The following is a 16,931-nucleotide window of genomic DNA, read 5'->3' on the forward strand; positions in this document are numbered from 1 at the left end:
TTCGGTGTGAGGGAGCCGCTCAACGGTCGGAGCACGGCCTCACGCGGGGATTGCGGGCCGATCTGGCCCTTCGCAGGATTATAGGTCATCGGTGAAAAGCGCCTGCTGGGCGCCACCTGTCGGCCTGCTGGGTTCCAGCCCGAAATGCCGCCAGGCCCGGGCGGTCGCGACGCGCCCCCGCGGGGTGCGCGAGATCAGCCCGATGCGCACGAGGAACGGCTCGACGACCGACTCGATCGTCTCCGCCTCCTCCCCCACGGACACCGCGAGCGTCGACAGGCCGACCGGACCGCCGTCGAATCGTGTCAGCACGGTCTGCATGACGGCGCGGTCGAGTCGGTCGAGCCCCAGTTCGTCGACGTCGTACAGCTCGAGCGCGGCGCGCACGGCCGCAAGGTGGGCTCGGCCCGTGTGGACCAGGGCGTAGTCGCGCACGCGCCGCAGCAGCCGGTTCGCGATGCGCGGAGTGCCGCGGCTGCGGCCGGCGATCTCGGCGAGGGCCTCCCGGTCGATGTCGAGCTCGAGCATGCCAGCCGCCCGGTCGAGCACCTTCTCGAGCTCGTCGTCCGAGTAGAACTCGAGGTGTGCGGTGAAGCCGAAGCGGTCGCGCAGCGGGTTGGGCAGCAGGCCGGAGCGCGTGGTGGCGCCCACGAGGGTGAACGGTGCGAGATCGAGAGGGATGCTGGTCGCGCCCGCCCCCTTGCCGACCATGATGTCGATGCGGAAGTCCTCCATCGCGAGGTACAGCATCTCCTCCGCGCTGCGGGCCATGCGGTGGATCTCATCGATGAAGAGCACCTCGCCGGGAACGAGGGACGAGAGCACGGCGGCGAGGTCGCCGGCGTGCTGGATGGCGGGGCCGCTCGACATGCGCAGCGGCCGGTCGCTCTCGGTCGCGACGATCATGGCGAGCGTCGTCTTGCCGAGCCCCGGCGGGCCGGCGAGCAGGATGTGGTCGGCCGTGCGCTCCTGGATCCGCGCGGCCGTGAGCAGCAGTTGCAGCTGACCGCGCACCTTCGACTGGCCGACGAACTCGCCGAGCGACTTGGGCCGCAGCGCGCCCTCGAAGGCGAGCTCCGCCTCGTTCTGCGCCTGGGGCGTCGTGAGGTCGTCGCTCATCGGCCGGCCCCCGCGGGTTGATGCTGGGCGGCGGGCCCGAGCACGGCCAGTGCGCGGCGCAGCAGGGCGGGCACGGATGCCGCGGTGGCGTCGGCCGCTGCGTCGCCCAGCTCGGCGAGGACCTCGGCCACGGCATCCGCAGCCACCTTCTCAGGCCACCCGAGCCCGACCAGCGCGACGCGCACGTCGTCGCCGACCGTCGTCTTCTGCTTCGCAGCCGGCGCCGCAGCCGCGGGCGCAACGACGTGCAGCTTGCCGGCGAGCTGCACCACGATGAGCTTCGCCGTCTTCGGCCCGATGCCGCTCACCTTGCGGAACACGGCGTCGTCATCGGACTGCACCGCACGGGCGATCTGGTCGGGCGTGAGCGCCGACAGCACCCCCAGCGCCGACTTCGGCCCGACGCCGTTCACGCCGAGCAGCAGCTGGAAGACGTCGAGCCGCTCGACGTCTTCGAAGCCGAAGAGCGAGAGGGCGTCCTCCCGCACGATCAGCGCCGTGTGCACGAGCGCCTCATCGCCCACGCGCAGCGCGAGCGCATGCTCCGGCGTCACGCTCACGAGGTAGCCGACCCCGGCCACCTCGATCACGAGCTCGGCGCCTGAGGCGCGCAGGACGGTGCCGCGCAGTGAGCTGATCATGCGCCCAGGCTATGTGCCGCCCCCGACATCACGCGGTAGCGACACTCGAACATAGGTTCAGAACTGCTTGCGGGTCGCCTTCTCGGCGTTGAGCCAGGCCTGCTGCGCAGGCGTGAGGGCGCCGGATGCCGCACGCGGCGCCGCCCCCGTCGGAATCCCCCGCGCCGAGCGCCAGGAGGCCGCGATCGCGAGGGCGAGCGCGTCCGCGGCATCCGCCGGCTTCGGCACGGCGTCCAGCCGAAGAATCCGTCTCACCATCTCGCCCACCTGGGGCTTGTCGGCGCCGCCGTAGCCGGTGATCGCGCTCTTCACCTCGCTGGGGGTGAACAGCTCGAGCGGAATCCCCCGGCTCGCCGCCTCGTGGATCACCAGGCCGGACACCTGCGCGACGCCCATGACCGTGTTCAACTGGTTGTTCGCGAACACCCGCTCGAGCGCGAGCGCGTCGGGCCGCGTCTCGTCGATGACCTCGCGCAGCCCTGCGAGGATGCGCACGAGGCGCTTCCCGTGCTCGAGGTCCGACGGGGTGCGGACGACGCCGACCCGCACCAGTCGTGGGGCGCGGTCGGCGTCGATGACCCCGTAGCCGCAGCGCGTCAGGCCGGGGTCGACCCCGAGCACGCGCAGCGCCATGCGGGCCTAGTCCTCGTCTTCCTCGAGCTCGGCCTGGACCTCTGGCGACAGGTCGAGGTTGGTGTAGACGTTCTGCACGTCGTCGCTGTCCTCGAGGGCGTCGATGAGGCGGAAGACCTTGCGCGCCGTCTCCGCGTCGGCGTTGACCTTGACGGACGCCACGAACTCGACGTCGGCCGAGTCGTAGTCGATGCCGGCCTCCTGCAGGGCGGTGCGGGTCGCGACGAGCTCGCCCGACTCGGTGAGCACCTCGAAGCTCTCGCCCTGGGCGGTGACCTCTTCGGCGCCGGCCTCGAGGACCGCGGCCAGCACGTCGTCCTCGGTGGTGCCCTCAGCCGGGACCACGATGACGCCCTTGCGGCTGAAGTTGTACGCCACCGAACCCGGGTCGGCGAGCGTGCCGCCGTTGCGCGACATCGCCGTGCGCACCTCGGCCGCTGCGCGGTTCCTGTTGTCGGTCAGACACTCGACGAGCAGCGCGACGCCGCCGGAGGCGTAGCCCTCGTACATGATCGTCGCGTAGTCGATGGTCTCGCCGGTGAGACCCGCGCCGCGCTTGATCGCGCGGTCGATGTTGTCGTTGGGGACAGAGGTCTTCTTCGCCTTCTGCACCGCGTCGGCGAGGGTCGGGTTGCCGGTGAGGTCGGCGCCGCCGATCTTCGCCGCGACCTCGATGTTCTTGATCAGCTTCGCGAACGACTTCGCACGGCGCTGATCGATGACAGCCTTCTTGTGCTTGGTCGTCGCCCACTTGGAATGCCCGGACATACGTCTCCTGGTTGAAATAGCGTTCGGTCAATTCTACGAGCACCTCGTTACTAGGCTTGCGACCATGCCGATCAAGCTCGCCACGCGCCTCGGGCGCCTGGGGGTTCGGGTCGAAGAGGGTCCCAAGCGCGTCGCCGTGCTGTGGCACAGCTTCTTCGTCGACTCGCACAGCTGGGACCGCGTGGTTCCCGTGCTCACGCGCCTGCGCACCGTCGTGCTGATCGACGGCCCGTCGTTCGGAGCCAGCGACCCGCTCACCCGCCAGGCGACGATCGCCGACTGCGCCATCGCCACCTTCGACGTGCTCGACTCGCTCGGCATCGACCGCGTCGACTGGGTCGGCAACGGGTGGGGCGGCCAGGTCGGCATCGCCGCGGCCGTGGAGGAGCCGCGACGCATCCGCTCGCTCGTGTCCATCGGCGCGCCCACGACGCCGCTCGCCGGGCGCGAGCGCCGCGACCTCGCCGCCGCGCTCCCCTTCGTCCGACTGTTCGGCTTCCCCGCTCCGGTCCAGGTGCGACTGCTGCGTTCGATCATGACCGAGCGCACGATCGCCGTCGACGCAGAGGCGGTGCGCATCGTGAAAAACGGATTCCTGAGTGCTGATCGCCGCGGATTCGTGCGTGCGGCCCGCTCTTTCGTCCTCGACCGTCCCTCGCTCGATGACGCGGCCGTCGCGGTCGAGGCGCCGACCGTCTTCGTCGCGGGCGACTCGCGCACGGGCTGGGGCCCGGCCGAGGCCGAGCGCGTGACCAACCGCATGATGAACGCTCGCACGCGCACGCTGCACGGCGTGCGCAATATCGCGCCGCTCGAGGACGCCGACGCGGTGGCAGGCATCGTCCGCGAGCACTGGGCGGCGAACGCCCGACGCTGAGCCCGCCTAGAGCAGCTTCGTGAGCGTCCGCAGGTTCCGGTTCGTGGTGGTCGGCTTGAAGCGCGGCTTGGCGGTGAGCTTCGCCAGCTTCGTGTTCGTGCTGCCGACCGAGATGTTGAGCTGCCAGTAGAGCACGCCGTCGCCGCCCGCCACGATCTCCTCATCGGGGTCGAGCGTCGGGGCGGTCTCGACCAGCTCGCGCAGGCGCGCGGCATCCGAGGCGAACAGGACATACGGATGCCAGCCCTCGCGCTCCGCGTCGAAGGGGAACGCCGCGACGACCTCGGCGAGCTTCTCGCGGGTGACGAGCACGATCCAGGCGTCATACCCGAAGCGCTCGCGCAGAGCCTTCTCGATGCGGGCCTTGAGCGCTGCGGCATCCGCCTCTTCGCTCTCGAACACGACGTTGCCGCTCGCGAGCACCGTGCGCACGCCGCCGAAGCCGAGCGACCGGAACAGCTCGCCGAGATCGGCCGACCTGATCGTGATGCCCCCGACGTTGACCCCGCGGAGCAGGGCGACGTACGCGATCATGAGCCCACGCTAGGCCGCGCGCACCTTCGAGAGGAAGTACTCGTGGAAGCGGTAGTCGCCGGTGACCTCGGGGTGGAACGAGGTGCCGAGCAGGTTGCCCTGCTCGACCGCGACCACGCGCCCGTCCTCGAGCGAGCCGATCGCGGTCGCCTTCTCCCCCAGCGCTTCGACCACCGGGGCGCGGATGAACACCGCATGCACCGGCGGATCGCCGAGCACGGGCATCGTGAGGTCGGTCTCGAACGAGTCGAGCTGCGAGCCGAAGGCGTTGCGGCGCACCGTGACGTCGAGGCCGCCGAGCGTCTGCTGCCCCTCGATGGCATCCAGCACGCGGTCGGCCAGCATGATCAGCCCCGCGCACGTGCCGTAGACCGGCAGGCCGCCCGCGATCGCGTCGAGCAGCGGCTCGCGCAGGTCGAAGGCGCGCGACAGCTTGTCCATGACGGTCGACTCGCCGCCGGGGATCACGAGGCCCCGAACGGATGCCAGCTCAGAAGCCCGTCGCACGGGCACCGCGTCGGCGCCCAGCTCGCGAAGCACCGCCAAGTGCTCGCGGAAATCCCCCTGGAGCGCCAGGACGCCTACGCGAGGAGCCGAGCTCACCAGCCGCGCTCGGCCAGGCGGTGCGGGGCTGCCAGGTCGGAGACGTTGATGCCGACCATCGCCTCGCCGAGCCCGCGGCTGACCTCGGCGATCGTCTGCGGGTCGTCGTACATGGTGGTCGCCTTGACGATCGCGGCGGCGCGCTTGGCCGGGTCGCCCGACTTGAAGATGCCGGAGCCCACGAACACGCCGTCGGCGCCGAGCTGCATCATGAGCGCCGCGTCGGCCGGGGTGGCCACGCCGCCCGCGGTGAACAGCACGACGGGAAGCTTGCCGGTCTCGGCGATCTCGGCCACCAGCTCGTAGGGAGCCTGCAGCTCCTTCGCGGCGACGTAGAGCTCGTCCTTCGTCATCGATTTGAGCGCGTTCACCTCTGAGGTGATCTTGCGGATGTGCTTGGTCGCCTCCGAGACGTCGCCGGTGCCGGCCTCGCCCTTCGAGCGGATCATCGCCGCGCCCTCGTTGATGCGGCGCAGCGCCTCACCGAGGTTGGTCGCACCGCAGACGAAGGGGACGGTGAAGTTCCACTTGTCGATGTGGTTGACGTAGTCGGCCGGCGACAGCACCTCGGACTCGTCGATGTAGTCGACGCCCAGCGCCTGCAGCACCTGCGCCTCCACGAAGTGGCCGATGCGCGCCTTCGCCATGACGGGGATCGAGACGGAGGAGATGATCTGGTCGATCAGGTCGGGGTCGCTCATACGTGCAACACCGCCCTGTGAGCGGATGTCGGCGGGGACGCGCTCCAGCGCCATGACGGCCACTGCGCCCGCGTCCTCGGCGATGCGCGCCTGCTCGGGGGTGACGACGTCCATGATGACGCCGCCCTTCAGCATTTCGGCGAGCCCGCGCTTGACGCGGCTCGAGCCGATTTCTCCGTTGGTCATAGTTCCTCCAGTTTAGCTGGGCCACGCCTGGGCGATCGTCGCCCGAACCTCGCCGAGCAGCTGCGGCAGCGCCTTCGTCTTCGCGATGATCGGCAGGAAGTTCGCGTCGGAGGCCCAGCGCGGCACGACGTGCTGGTGCAGGTGGCTCGCGATTCCCGCGCCGGCAATGGCTCCCTGGTTCATTCCGAGGTTGAAGCCGTCGTTGCGCGACACCTCACGGATCACCCGCATCGCGGTCTGGGTGATCTCCCCGATCTCAGCCACTTCTTCCGCATTGGCCTCGTCATAGAGCGAGATATGCCGGTACGGGCATACGAGCAGATGCCCGCTGTTGTAAGGGAACAGGTTGAGCAGCGCGAACGCCGCCTGGCCGCGGTGGACGATCAGCGACTCCTCGTCGGGCAGCGTTGGGGCCACGCAGAACGGGCAGTCGTCGCCGTGCGGCTGCTGCTGCCCGTTCTGGATGTAGACCATGCGGTGCGGCGTCCACAGGCGCTGGAACTCGTCGGGCACGCCTGCGAGGTGCGACGGGTCATCGAGGTGAACGGATGCCGAGGCATCCGCCCCCTCGTGATCCTCGTAGTCGCCGAGGGAGAGCCGCGCCATGTCTACTCGGCCCAGGCGGTGTCGACCTGCTCGTGCGACGCGATCGACGCGGTGATCCTGGCGATCGCGTCGTCGACGGGAATGCCGTTCAGCTGGCTGCCGTCCCGGAAGCGGAAGCTCACCGTGCCGTGCGAGCGGTCCTCTTCCCCAGCGATCAGCTGGAACGGGACCTTCGACTTGGCGGCGTTGCGGATCTTCTTCTGCATGCGGTCGTCGGAGTGGTCGACCTCGGCCCGGACGCTCTGCGCCGCGAGCTTCGCGATCACGTCGTCGAGGTAGGGCGCGTACTCGTCGGCCACCGGGATGCCGAGCACCTGCACCGGCGCCAGCCAGGCGGGGAACGCCCCCGCGTAGTGCTCGAGCAGGATCGCGAAGAAGCGCTCGATGGAGCCGAACAGCGCGCGGTGGATCATGATCGGCTGCTGCTTCGAGCCGTCGGCTGCGGTGTATTCGAGCCCGAACCGCTCCGGCAGGTTGAAGTCGACCTGCACCGTCGACAGCTGCCAGCTGCGGCCCAGCGCATCCGTCGTCTTGAGGTCGATCTTCGGTCCGTAGAACGCGGCCTCGCCGGGCTCCTCGGTGAGCTCGAGCCCGGAGGCGAGCGCCACGCGCCGCAGCGCGTCCGTCGCCTCGGCCCAGTGCTGCTCGTCGCCGATCCACTTCGACTTCTCGTCGTCGCGCAGCGACAGCTCGAGCTTGAAGTCGGTGAGTCCGAAGTCCTTCAGCAGCGAGATCACGAACTCGAGCACCTTCGTGGTCTCTGCCTCGAGCTGGTCGCGCGCCACGAACAGGTGCGCATCATCCTGGGTGAAGCCGCGCACACGGGTCAGGCCGTGCAGTGCGCCCGACAGCTCATTGCGGTACACGGTGCCGTTCTCGGAGAACCGCAGCGGCAGGTCCCGGTAGCTGCGCCCGCGCTCCTTGTAGATCAGGATGTGCATCGGGCAGTTCATAGGCTTCAGGTAGTAGTCCGCGCCCTGCTTGACGACGACGCCCTCGGCGTTCCGCTCTTCATCCATGCGGATCGGCGGCCAGATGCCGTCGGCATACGTCTGCAGGTGGCCGGAGATCGAGAACAGGTCGGACTTCGCAAGGTGTGGCGTGTAGACGACCGAGTAGCCCTGCTCGAGGTGGCGGCGGCGCGCGTGCTGCTCCATCTCGTAGCGGACGATGCCGCCCTTCGGATGCCACACCGAGAGGCCCGAGCCGATCTCGTCAGGGAACGAGAACAGGTCGAGCTCCTTGCCGAGCTTGCGGTGGTCGCGGCGCTCGGCCTCTGCAAGTCGCTCCTGGTAGGCGCGCAGGTCGTCCTTCGTGGGCCAGGCGGTGCCGTAGATGCGCTGCAACTGCGGGTTCTTCTCGCTCCCCCGCCAGTAGGCGGCGGCCACGCGGGTGAGCGCGAAGCCGTTCGAGATGAGCTTGGTGTCCGGCAGGTGCGGTCCGCGGCAGAGATCCTTCCAGACCGTCTCGCCGGTTTTCGGGTCGACGTTGTCGTAGATGGTCAGCTCGCCCGCGCCGACCTCCACGCTCTCGTTGTCGTCGGCCTTGCCGGCGCCGCCCTTCAGCCCGATCAGCTCGAGCTTGAACGGCTCGTCCGCCTCTTCCGCGCGCGCCTCGTCTTCGGTCACCACGCGGCGCACGAAGCGCTGGCCCTGGTTGACGATGCGCTGCATCACCTTCTCGAGGTCCTTCAGGGCCTCGGGGGTGAACGGCTCGGCGACGCCGAAGTCGTAGTAGAACCCGTCGGTGATCGGCGGGCCGATGCCGAGCTTGGCGTCGGGGTTCACCTGCTGCACGGCCTGAGCGAGCACGTGAGCGGCCGAGTGGCGCAAGATGCTCAGGCCGTCGGGCGAATCGACGGTGACCGGCTCGACCAGGTCATCCGTCGTCGTCGTGGTGGCCTTGTCCTTCAGCTCGCCGTTGACGCGAATCGCGACAACGTTCCGATCAGGGAAGAGCTCGAAGCCATCGGCCACGTGAACCACTCCTAGCTAGACGTCTGTACGAGGGATGCCTCAACTCTAGCGGCGGGTGCGTGAGCCCCCAGGTGACCCTCGAACGGGGAATCCGTCACCAGTTGTTAACACCACGCTCTGGCCGTGCGCTACCGCTCAGGCCTAGCGTCGTGATCTTGGGCTGCGCCACGCGCGACCAAGACCCACACGCACATCCACACAACTGGAGGTGGGCACTGATGCCCTCTGCTCTCTCGCGGCGACTCGTCATCGCCGGCGCCGCGGCCACCGCGGCGTGCCTGCTCGGCGCAGGACTCTCGGCCCCGGCGTTCGCCAACCGGGCCGGCACCGGCCTCGTCATCAGCGAGGCGTATGTCAACGGCGGCTCCTCAGGGGCCAGCTATCTGAACAAGTTCGTCGAGCTGTACAACCCGACCGCGGCCGCGATCCCGCTCGACGGCGACTCGCTGCAGTACCGGGCCCCGGCCAGCACCGTGACGCCGAGCGGCTCGCAGCTGTTCGCGCTGAGCGGCTCGGTCGCGGCGCACGGTCACTTCCTCATCCAGCTGCCGAGCAACAACGCGAGCACGAACCCCGGCGCCGCCCTGCCGACGCCCGACCTCTCGACCGGCGGCAGCATCAACCCCGGCGCGGGCGGCGGCACGCTGTACGTGGCGGCCAGCGCCACAGGCGTCCTTCCCACCGACCCGAGCGTGATCGACAAGATCGGCTGGGGCACGAGCAACTCGCCGGAGGGCACCGCCCCGACCGGCAACTCGGCCACGATGAGCTACCAGCGCGACGCGGGCGGCACCGACACCGACGACAACGCGGCCGACTTCACAACGGCGGCGCCGACGCCCGAGAGCTCGGGTTCGACCGGCGGCGGCACCACTCCCCCCGACAACGGCGGCGGCACGGGCACCGACCCCGGCGCAACCCTCACGATCGCCCAGATCCAGGGCACGACCGATACCTCGCCGTACGTCGGCCAGAGCGTGAGCACGCGGGGCATCGTCACGGCTGTCTACGCGACGGGCGGATTCAACGGATTCTTCATCGAGACCGCAGGCACCGGGACCGGCGCCGACCAGACCCCGGGCGAGTCCGACGCGGTCTTCGTCTACGGCACGAATTCGGCCAAGGCCGTTCACCTGGGCGACAGCGTCACGGTCACCGGCAAGGTGCAGGAGTACCAGGGCGAGACGGAGATCAGCTCGCCGACGGTCACCGAGCTGACGACCGCGCTCGCCCCGGTGGTGCCAGAGGCGCTGCCGTGGTCCGAGCTCACGACCGACGCGCAGAAGGAAGCGCACGAGGGCGAGCTGCTCGCCCCGCAGGGCGCGTTCACGGTGACCGACAATTACGACGCCAACTGGTACGGCTCGTTCACGCTGGCTGCGGGCTCGACACCGCTGCGCCAGCCAACGGATGCCGGCCCAGCAGGCTCCCCGGCGGCGCAAGCCGCTGCTGCGGACAACGCGGCGCGCACGATCACCCTCGACGACGGCTCAGGCACGAACTTCAGCACCGGCGCCTCCGCAGACATCCCGCTGCCCTGGCTTGCGCCGGACAACCCGGTGACCGTGGGCTCCGCTGTCACCTTCCACGCGCCCGTTGTGCTCGACTACCGCTTCTCGCTGTGGAGCTTCCAGCCCACGACGCCGGTGACGGACGAGGGCAAGGCCGTCGCCACCTTCAGCGACCTGCGCACCGGCAACCAGCAGCCGAGCGCCGTCGGCGGCGCGATCCGCCTCGCGACCTTCAACGTCGAGAACTACTTCGCGACGACCGGCGAGGATTTCGTGAACAGCGGACTGGGCACGTGCTCGTACTACACCGACCGCGACGGGAACCGCATCGCGGTGAACACATGCACCACGACGGACGGCGGGGCTGGACCGCGCGGCGCCGCAGACGATGCGAGCTTCGCGCGCCAGCAGTCGAAGATCGTCACCGGGATCAGCCGGCTCGGTGCGAGCGTCGTATCTCTTGAAGAGGTCGAGAACTCGGCGAAGTTCGGCGAGCCGCGCGACACCGCGCTGGCCGGCCTGGTCGATGCGCTCAATGCGAAGGCAGGGGCGGATGTCTGGGCGTACGTCCCCTCGCCTGCGGCCGACAAGCTGCCCCCGCTCGACGGTCAGGACGTGATCCGCACGGCGTTCATCTACAAGCCGGCGGACGTCAGCCCGGTGGGCGCCTCGCTGGTCCTCGCCGACCAGTCGGGTGACGGCCAGCCGTTCTCGATCGCCCGTGAGCCGCTCGCGCAGCAGTTCAAGGCAGCCGGGGCGCTCGACAGCCAGGCCTTCCTCGTGGTCGCGAACCACTGGAAGTCGAAGGGCTCCGACTCGGCGAACCTGTACCCCGGCGACACCGAGGACACGTCGTCTCCGGCCGTCGACCAGGGAGCGTTCAACGAGACCCGCGTCCACGAGGCGCAGGCGGTGAACACCTGGGTGGGCTCGATCGCCAAGGCGGGTCAGCCGGTGTTCCTCGTCGGCGACTTCAACGCCTACACGCACGAGGACCCGCTGGAGACGCTGTACGCGGACGGCTACACCGACCTCGGCAGCACCTTCGACCCGACCGAGCAGACCTACTCGTACAACGGCCTTGAGGGCTCGCTCGACCACGTGCTGGCGAACGGCGCCGCGGTGAAGCTCGCGACCGGCGCCGACGTGTGGCAGATCAACGCGCAGGAATCCGTCGCCTACGCCTACAGCCGGTACAACTACAACGCGACCCAGTTGTTCGACGGCACCGACCCGTTCGCGGCCTCCGACCATGACCCCGTGGTCGTCGGCCTGAACCCGACAGTGTCACCGAACTGGAGCGCGAAGTCGGTCTACAACACGGGCGACTACGTCTTCTACAACGGGTCGACGTGGCTCGCCCAGTGGTGGACGCAGAACCAGAAGCCCGGTGACCCGAACGGTCCGTGGGAGCAGATCGCGACCACGCAGGACGGCACCGCAGTGTGGACGGCGAGCCGCGTGTTCAACACGGGAGATGTTGTCGAGTACAACGGCGCGGAATACACCGCCAAGTGGTGGACCCGCAACCAGAAGCCGGGTGACAAGAACGGCCCGTGGCAGCTCGTGACCCCGTGAGCTGAACGGAACGTCGGCCCCCGGGGTGACCCGGGGGCCGATCAGTTCCGGGTGTCTGCCGCGTGGCGCAGGTGGATGCCGAGGTGCCCCACCCCGAGCACGACCGCCGCCGCCACGACGGGCCACGACTCCCCGTAGATCCCGAGCAGCACGAACGACGTCACCGGCAGGGTGGCAAGCGGAACCGGAACGCCGACGGCGCTGCGGTAGAAGTCGGACAGGGTTCGTGAGCTGCGGAAGTAACGGACCCAGCAGGCCTCGTAGGCGATCATCAGCAGAACTGCGGCGGCGAGGAACCATGACAGGGCGGACCACGGGCGCGGATTCGTGTCGGCGGCGAACAACGTGAGCCCCGTCACCGCGACCTGGCCGATGCGCTCCAGCGCGCGCAACACGCGGTTCTCGCCGCTCGGGTCATAGCCGTCGGGCGGATGCCTCGCCCAGATCAGATTCGGCACGAAAAGAGCCACGAGGAACGCGGCCCCGACGTAGGAGAACCCGAATTGCATCAGACCCCTCGCGCAGGCTTGACCGGATACAAGAAAACCCCCGGCAAGCCGGGGGTTTTGTCTTGTGCGCGATACTGGGATCGAACCAGTGACCTCTTCCGTGTCAGGGAAGCGCGCTACCGCTGCGCCAATCGCGCCCAGACCTCAACACTCTAGCGAACCAGAATGAGAAGCAGGAATCGAAGTGAGTGTGGAGGTGGCGACGGGATTCGAACCCGTGTGCACGGCTTTGCAGGCCGCTGCCTCGCCTCTCGGCCACGCCACCAGGCCCGCATGAAGAGCCGGAACTTGGGATTTCAGAACCGACACCGCACACTCGAGCGGATGACGAGACTCGAACTCGCGACCCTCACCTTGGCAAGGTGATGCGCTACCAACTGCGCTACATCCGCATTTTGTCTTTCCGGCCCGGTTCCTCTCGGCCCCGTCCCGGCGACTTGTCAACCATAACCCACGTTTTGCACTGAGTTCAAATCGGCGCGAGGCCGCGTCCCGATTCGTGAAATGTCCTTTTCGTCGGCTAGCATCGAGGGGCACAACAGCGGGCGATTGGCGCAGTTGGTAGCGCGCTTCCTTCACACGGAAGAGGTCGTCGGTTCGAGTCCGGCATCGCCCACCGCAAGAAAAATCCCTGGCCGGACTAGGGATTTTTCGTTTCCATAACCGAGACGCCTTCGCCGTCGCATGCTTCGGGATCACCCCGGAATCACCCCGAGGTGGAGGATCGGCCTGCTTTGCTGGTCTATCCCAGTTCGAGCCCGCGTCCGCGGTCAGGCGTCCGTCCAAGTGGCGCCGCGGGGGCGATTCGACCCAGCCGTGCAGCACGCTCGCCCAGGGCCTTCTTCGCGGCGGTGTTGAGGACATCGAGCGCGGCTCGATCGGCGAAGTCGCCGAGGTGGTGCAGCTAGCGGGCGGTGATCGCGATGGAGCCGTGGCCGAGCCAGTGCTGCACCGTGGTCAACGGCACGCCCTGGATCAGCCATTCGCACGCGGCCGTGTGCCGCAGATCGTGCCGGGTGCGTCCACGCCCGGTGGCCTCCCAGTTGGTCGCCCGCACGAACGAGGTGCGGTGGAGCTGCGCGCCGCGCGGGCGGGTGAACAGCAGATCGGTCGGCGCCTTGCCAGCGGCGAAGCGGCAGATGACCGGCACAAGATAGTCCGGCACCGGCACGTTACGGCCTCTACCCGGCTTCGGAGCCTTGACCGCGGCCCCCTCGGGCTGGTTGCGGATGACGTGCAGCATCGGCATGGGCACCCCGACGAAGTCTCGGACCTGCATCGCCCGCGCCTCGCCCCAGCGCAACCCCGTCCGGCCCAGCACCAGGACGAGGTCGCCGAACACTGGGCTCAGCCCGGTAATGTCCTTGACCACCGCATCGAACTCGGGCGCCGGCAACGGGCGCATATCCTCCCGGGCGCGGCGGTCCTTCGGCGGCTTGGTCGCCGTCACCGGGTTGTAGGCGATGTAGCCCTCCGAGACACACCAGGAGAAGAAGGAAGAGAGCGAGTCGCGGTAACGGATCACCGTGCTCGCGACCAGGCCCCGCTTGCCGAGGTCGTCCTGCCGTTTCTCGATCGCGGCGCTGGTGACCTTGCCGACGTGGAGCTTGCGGAACCACAGCGGCAGCACCGGCTCCCGCCTGCTCGTGCCGGCGAGCTGGCCCGCGGTCGGTATTAGGTAGCGGTCGGTGTCCAGGGTGGTCTTGCTCATGCGGCCCTCGCGCTGCTCCAGGTACTCGGGATGCAGATTCTCGACCGCGACCTTCCCGGTGCTCGGGTCATACCGCGATGCGCCGGCATGCGTGATCCCCCTTCTCGGCAGACGCGGCCGCGCGGTGGAGCGTGCGGTCAGCCATACTTCGACATCCGCAGCACGGTAGCGCGGCACTCCCTCGGTGAGCCAGTACACCGTCGGTCCCTCCCCCGACTGACGCCTCTGCCGGCCGGCTGGCAGATGCCCGACCCGTCGCCCATCGACCCTGAGCGCGACAGCGCCGAGATAGACGCTGCGCTACGCCGTCTGGGTCGACAATGCGCCGGGCCTGAACCGCAAGCTCACCACGAGCCACAACCGCGTCGACGAAGGCCGCTGGTACCTCATCCAGCACGTCGAGACGAGCAGTCCGTTATCGCGGGAAGATCAGTGGCAGTTGATACGCAGATGTTGTCCGATGTCGGCACATCTCGCCTGCGGATGGACGCTGCGGCGACGGAGCGTCGTACTGATGCTGTGCTTGCAGTCTAACGCAGACGAGCACCGAAGCCTGACCGGCTTTGGAGGCGCCGCGCTGCACAGTGATGGCTGTGGTTCCTGGATGCTCCTGCACGGTCGCGTGGCGATCGTGACATAGCCTTCGCAGATGATGCGCGCGCCTTCTCTATTGCCAGCAAAGGTGCTCCGGGTGGCTGTGGTGTACAACCCGGCGAAAGTAGATGTCGTGCGCCTGCGCCTTCTCCTTGAGGAGGCCGAAGCCGCTGCCGGATATGAACCTGCTTTCTGGTTCGAGACCGCCCCGGGCGACGATGGCGAGCAGGCTGCGGTCGACGCCGCGGCAACTCACCCGGTTTTCGTGCTCGTCGCCGGAGGCGACGGCACGGTCCGAACGGTTGCAGAGCAGCTGGCGGGCAGCGCGGTCCCGCTCGCGGTCGCTGCCGCGGGAAGCGGCAATCTGTTGGCGCGGGCGCTCGGTCTGCCGGTGAGTGATCTGCCGGCGGCGGTGAAGTCCGCCTTCGACGGCGCCGCGCATGCGATCGATGTCGGGCATGCCACCTTGCAGCATGCCGACGGCATGGTTGCGTCCCACGTGTTCCTCGTGATGGCCGGTATCGGCCTGGATGCGCGGATGGCAGCCGGAACCAATCCTCGACTCAAGAAACGCCTGGGCTGGGTTGCCTATGCCGAGCCGATCGGCCGGTCCGTGCTCGCGAACGCGGATTTCGCGCTTCATTACCGGCTGGATGGCGGTCGTCGTCACTCCACCCGCGCGCACACCGTCATCGTCGGCAACTGTGGCACCCTCACCGGAGGCATCTTGCTCATCCCGGACGCACGCCCGGACGACGGGATCCTAGATACCGTCATCCTTCGGCCACGGCGGAAAGGCGCATGGCTTCAGATCGGCGTCCGCCTTGCCCTCTCTCGTTTCCTACACCGCACGACCACAGGCAAATTCCTCCGTCAGCTGGTCCGTCAGCCTTTCGCATTGCGCTATGCCCGAGCGCGCCGGATCGACGTCACGTTCAATACGCCACAAGAGGTGGAGTTGGACGGTGACAGCTTCGGTGCGATCACCGCCGCGAACATCACCATCAGGCCGGGAGCCCTGCAGCTCATCAGCTAGGGCGATCAGGCCCGACCGCTCGGCCGTATCCCTGCTTCTTGTGAGGACGCACAGGAGGCCTGCGTAACGTCAGGGTTGTCGCTCCGCGCGCACGTCGAGATGGAGGCCGCTCTCCCGCAGCGGCGGCCGTAGGGGCGCTGTCGTCCAGCCAATGACCGCGGACGGTTCATGGGAGCATCCCGTTCGTCCGCATCGCGGGCGGGATGCTCGACGAACGGAGACTCCCGATGAATGCCACTACCGCTATCCGTTCGCAGACTGCTGTCCCGTTCGGGCATTCCCGCGAATTCGTCATCGGCGGCCGAACTGTGACGGTCACCCGCACCGAGAGCGGCCTCTATCTCATCAGCCAAGATGACCGCTTAGCGGTCGTTCATCCGCAGCCTAATGGGCGCTATATCGTGACGGGGCCCGGCGAGAGAGACGTTCGTTCAGAGCCGGTCGACTACGAAACGGCCATTGACATCTGTCTCGCCCGGCTTCGTTAGCCGCCGCTGCTAGGCGATGCTTACGGTTTCCACGACCGCCTGGTCGAGGTTGGCACCGACATGCCTTAACGCACGAACGACGGTCTCCAGGGCTGCCGTGTGAGCTTGATCCTCGTCGCCGCTCTCGCTGAGCGCATCGATGAGGACCTTGTTCTTGCCACGCTCGGCGCCAGTGGTCTGCCGGATCACCGAGGTGTATCCGAAGGTGAGGCCGGCATGCTCGCGCGGGCCGAAGCGGTTGATCGCTTTGCCGAAGCCGGCAAGAGAACCCGCCGAGACGGTCACGAAGGAGGTGCTGCGGAAACGGGTTGTCATCGTGTGACTCTACGGCACTGCCGGACCGGCGAGACCGGCAACAGGTAAGCCGATGGAACGGGACTAGTGTCGGATGATGAATGATGAGCCCGGCTCAAAGGATTCCGCGCCGGAGCCGGATGAAGCGCGGCTAAGACAAGCCTTGCGAGATGTCGACTTGTACCCGCGACGCATGCTGCGCGGTGATCGTATCCGTGACGGGGCGCTGGGGGAAGCGTTGGATGTCCTGCAGGAACTCGCACGCGGCAACGACCCTCTCTCGCGAACCAATGCGCGGGACTCGATTCACGATCGTGGCCTGGACCTGCTCCTCGTCGACGAGGACACTCTCTAGCATCGCCGAGCCGACGCATCGGTCATGGACGGAACCGAGGACGTCGTCGTCAGGGTGCGAACCGGCTCCGCTTGTGGACCACCTCTCCGGTGGCCTCATCGATCGCGCAAGCAACCACACTGCGCGCGTGCACATCGAGCCCGACGCTCGTACGCTGAGCAAACAACTGGGGCCTCCACATTCGCCTGTCGGATAGGCCAACCATCTCGGC

The 16,931-nt window shown here is 68.2% G+C and carries 17 protein-coding genes and 4 tRNA genes; 6 read left to right on the top strand and 15 right to left on the bottom strand.

Annotated features, from left to right (window positions below; genetic code table 11):
• Positions 1 to 78: 78 nt before the first annotated feature.
• From ruvB to D7I44_RS16500, 4 genes are read right to left on the bottom strand one after another with little or no spacing between them, the layout of a single operon-like run.
• Positions 79 to 1,119: a Holliday junction branch migration DNA helicase RuvB gene (gene ruvB / locus D7I44_RS16485; protein WP_120790491.1), complete on the bottom strand. Its 1,041-nt coding sequence runs from the start codon at positions 1,117 to 1,119 to the stop codon at positions 79 to 81.
• On the bottom strand, positions 1,116 to 1,760 hold the full coding sequence (gene ruvA, locus D7I44_RS16490; protein ID WP_120790492.1) for a Holliday junction branch migration protein RuvA: 645 nt from the start codon (positions 1,758 to 1,760) through the stop codon (positions 1,116 to 1,118). Before ruvA ends, ruvB begins: the two co-directional genes overlap by 4 nt.
• A 57-nt stretch (positions 1,761 to 1,817) precedes the next feature.
• Positions 1,818 to 2,393 (bottom strand): crossover junction endodeoxyribonuclease RuvC, encoded by a 576-nt coding sequence (ruvC, locus tag D7I44_RS16495; RefSeq protein ID WP_120790493.1) that lies wholly within the window; start codon positions 2,391 to 2,393, stop codon positions 1,818 to 1,820.
• A 6-nt stretch (positions 2,394 to 2,399) separates the two neighbouring features.
• A complete protein-coding gene (locus D7I44_RS16500) occupies positions 2,400 to 3,161 on the bottom strand; it encodes a YebC/PmpR family DNA-binding transcriptional regulator (protein ID WP_120790494.1) in 762 nt (253 codons plus the stop codon).
• Positions 3,162 to 3,225: 64 nt separating this feature from the next.
• Here D7I44_RS16500 and D7I44_RS16505 point away from each other — a divergent pair, with 64 nt between their 5' ends.
• A complete protein-coding gene (locus D7I44_RS16505; protein WP_162940335.1) occupies positions 3,226 to 4,038 on the top strand; it encodes an alpha/beta fold hydrolase in 813 nt (270 codons plus the stop codon).
• A gap of 6 nt (positions 4,039 to 4,044) precedes the next feature.
• Here D7I44_RS16505 and D7I44_RS16510 read toward each other — a convergent pair whose 3' ends face one another.
• From D7I44_RS16510 to thrS, 5 genes are read right to left on the bottom strand one after another with little or no spacing between them, the layout of a single operon-like run.
• Positions 4,045 to 4,572 (bottom strand): DUF1697 domain-containing protein, encoded by a 528-nt coding sequence (locus D7I44_RS16510; protein ID WP_120790495.1) that lies wholly within the window; start codon positions 4,570 to 4,572, stop codon positions 4,045 to 4,047.
• Positions 4,573 to 4,581: 9 nt separating this feature from the next.
• Positions 4,582 to 5,175 carry a pyridoxal 5'-phosphate synthase glutaminase subunit PdxT gene (gene pdxT, locus D7I44_RS16515; RefSeq protein WP_120790496.1) on the bottom strand — a complete coding sequence of 198 codons (594 nt, stop codon included), beginning with the start codon at positions 5,173 to 5,175 and terminating at the stop codon, positions 4,582 to 4,584.
• On the bottom strand, positions 5,172 to 6,062 hold the full coding sequence (gene pdxS / locus D7I44_RS16520; protein ID WP_120790497.1) for a pyridoxal 5'-phosphate synthase lyase subunit PdxS: 891 nt from the start codon (positions 6,060 to 6,062) through the stop codon (positions 5,172 to 5,174). Before pdxS ends, pdxT begins: the two co-directional genes overlap by 4 nt.
• Positions 6,063 to 6,074: 12 nt before the next feature.
• Complete coding sequence (locus tag D7I44_RS16525; protein WP_120790498.1) at positions 6,075 to 6,668, bottom strand: HIT family protein; 594 nt, start codon at positions 6,666 to 6,668, stop codon at positions 6,075 to 6,077.
• Between the two features lie 2 nt (positions 6,669 to 6,670).
• Entirely contained in the window at positions 6,671 to 8,644 is a 1,974-nt protein-coding gene (gene thrS, locus D7I44_RS16530; protein ID WP_120790499.1) for a threonine--tRNA ligase, read from the bottom strand.
• A gap of 218 nt (positions 8,645 to 8,862) precedes the next feature.
• Between thrS and D7I44_RS16535 the strand changes: the two genes are divergently transcribed.
• Positions 8,863 to 11,733, top strand: coding sequence for an ExeM/NucH family extracellular endonuclease (locus tag D7I44_RS16535; protein ID WP_120790500.1), 2,871 nt, complete (start codon positions 8,863 to 8,865; stop codon positions 11,731 to 11,733).
• Positions 11,734 to 11,774: 41 nt separating this feature from the next.
• Here D7I44_RS16535 and D7I44_RS16540 read toward each other — a convergent pair whose 3' ends face one another.
• The 4 genes from D7I44_RS16540 to D7I44_RS16555 form a co-directional block, all read right to left on the bottom strand.
• Positions 11,775 to 12,242: a hypothetical protein gene (locus tag D7I44_RS16540; protein ID WP_220093792.1), complete on the bottom strand. Its 468-nt coding sequence runs from the start codon at positions 12,240 to 12,242 to the stop codon at positions 11,775 to 11,777.
• A 65-nt stretch (positions 12,243 to 12,307) separates the two neighbouring features.
• Positions 12,308 to 12,379 (bottom strand) — tRNA-Val (locus tag D7I44_RS16545).
• Between the two features lie 54 nt (positions 12,380 to 12,433).
• Positions 12,434 to 12,507 (bottom strand) — tRNA-Cys (locus D7I44_RS16550).
• 54 nt (positions 12,508 to 12,561) lie between these two features.
• Positions 12,562 to 12,634: transfer RNA gene (locus tag D7I44_RS16555), tRNA-Gly, on the bottom strand.
• A 151-nt stretch (positions 12,635 to 12,785) separates the two neighbouring features.
• Between D7I44_RS16555 and D7I44_RS16560 the strand changes: the two genes are divergently transcribed.
• Positions 12,786 to 12,858: transfer RNA gene (locus D7I44_RS16560), tRNA-Val, on the top strand.
• A 288-nt stretch (positions 12,859 to 13,146) separates the two neighbouring features.
• Here D7I44_RS16560 and D7I44_RS16565 read toward each other — a convergent pair.
• A complete protein-coding gene (locus tag D7I44_RS16565; protein WP_120790502.1) occupies positions 13,147 to 14,151 on the bottom strand; it encodes a tyrosine-type recombinase/integrase in 1,005 nt (334 codons plus the stop codon).
• Between the two features lie 451 nt (positions 14,152 to 14,602).
• Between D7I44_RS16565 and D7I44_RS16570 the strand changes: the two genes are divergently transcribed.
• Together D7I44_RS16570 and D7I44_RS18325 are read left to right on the top strand one after the other, a co-directional pair.
• Positions 14,603 to 15,583: a diacylglycerol/lipid kinase family protein gene (locus D7I44_RS16570; protein ID WP_245979759.1), complete on the top strand. Its 981-nt coding sequence runs from the start codon at positions 14,603 to 14,605 to the stop codon at positions 15,581 to 15,583.
• A gap of 227 nt (positions 15,584 to 15,810) precedes the next feature.
• Complete coding sequence (locus D7I44_RS18325; RefSeq protein WP_162940336.1) at positions 15,811 to 16,071, top strand: ferredoxin reductase domain-containing protein; 261 nt, start codon at positions 15,811 to 15,813, stop codon at positions 16,069 to 16,071.
• A 9-nt stretch (positions 16,072 to 16,080) separates the two neighbouring features.
• Here D7I44_RS18325 and D7I44_RS16575 read toward each other — a convergent pair whose 3' ends face one another.
• A complete protein-coding gene (locus D7I44_RS16575; RefSeq protein ID WP_120790503.1) occupies positions 16,081 to 16,386 on the bottom strand; it encodes a hypothetical protein in 306 nt (101 codons plus the stop codon).
• A 76-nt stretch (positions 16,387 to 16,462) separates the two neighbouring features.
• On the opposite strand from D7I44_RS16575, the gene D7I44_RS18330 reads away from it, so the two are divergent.
• Positions 16,463 to 16,720 carry a hypothetical protein gene (locus D7I44_RS18330; protein ID WP_162940337.1) on the top strand — a complete coding sequence of 86 codons (258 nt, stop codon included), beginning with the start codon at positions 16,463 to 16,465 and terminating at the stop codon, positions 16,718 to 16,720.
• Positions 16,721 to 16,931: the final 211 nt, after the last annotated feature.

This window comes from Gryllotalpicola protaetiae (genome assembly GCF_003627055.1).
GTDB classification, from domain to species: Bacteria; Actinomycetota; Actinomycetes; order Actinomycetales; family Microbacteriaceae; genus Gryllotalpicola; species Gryllotalpicola protaetiae.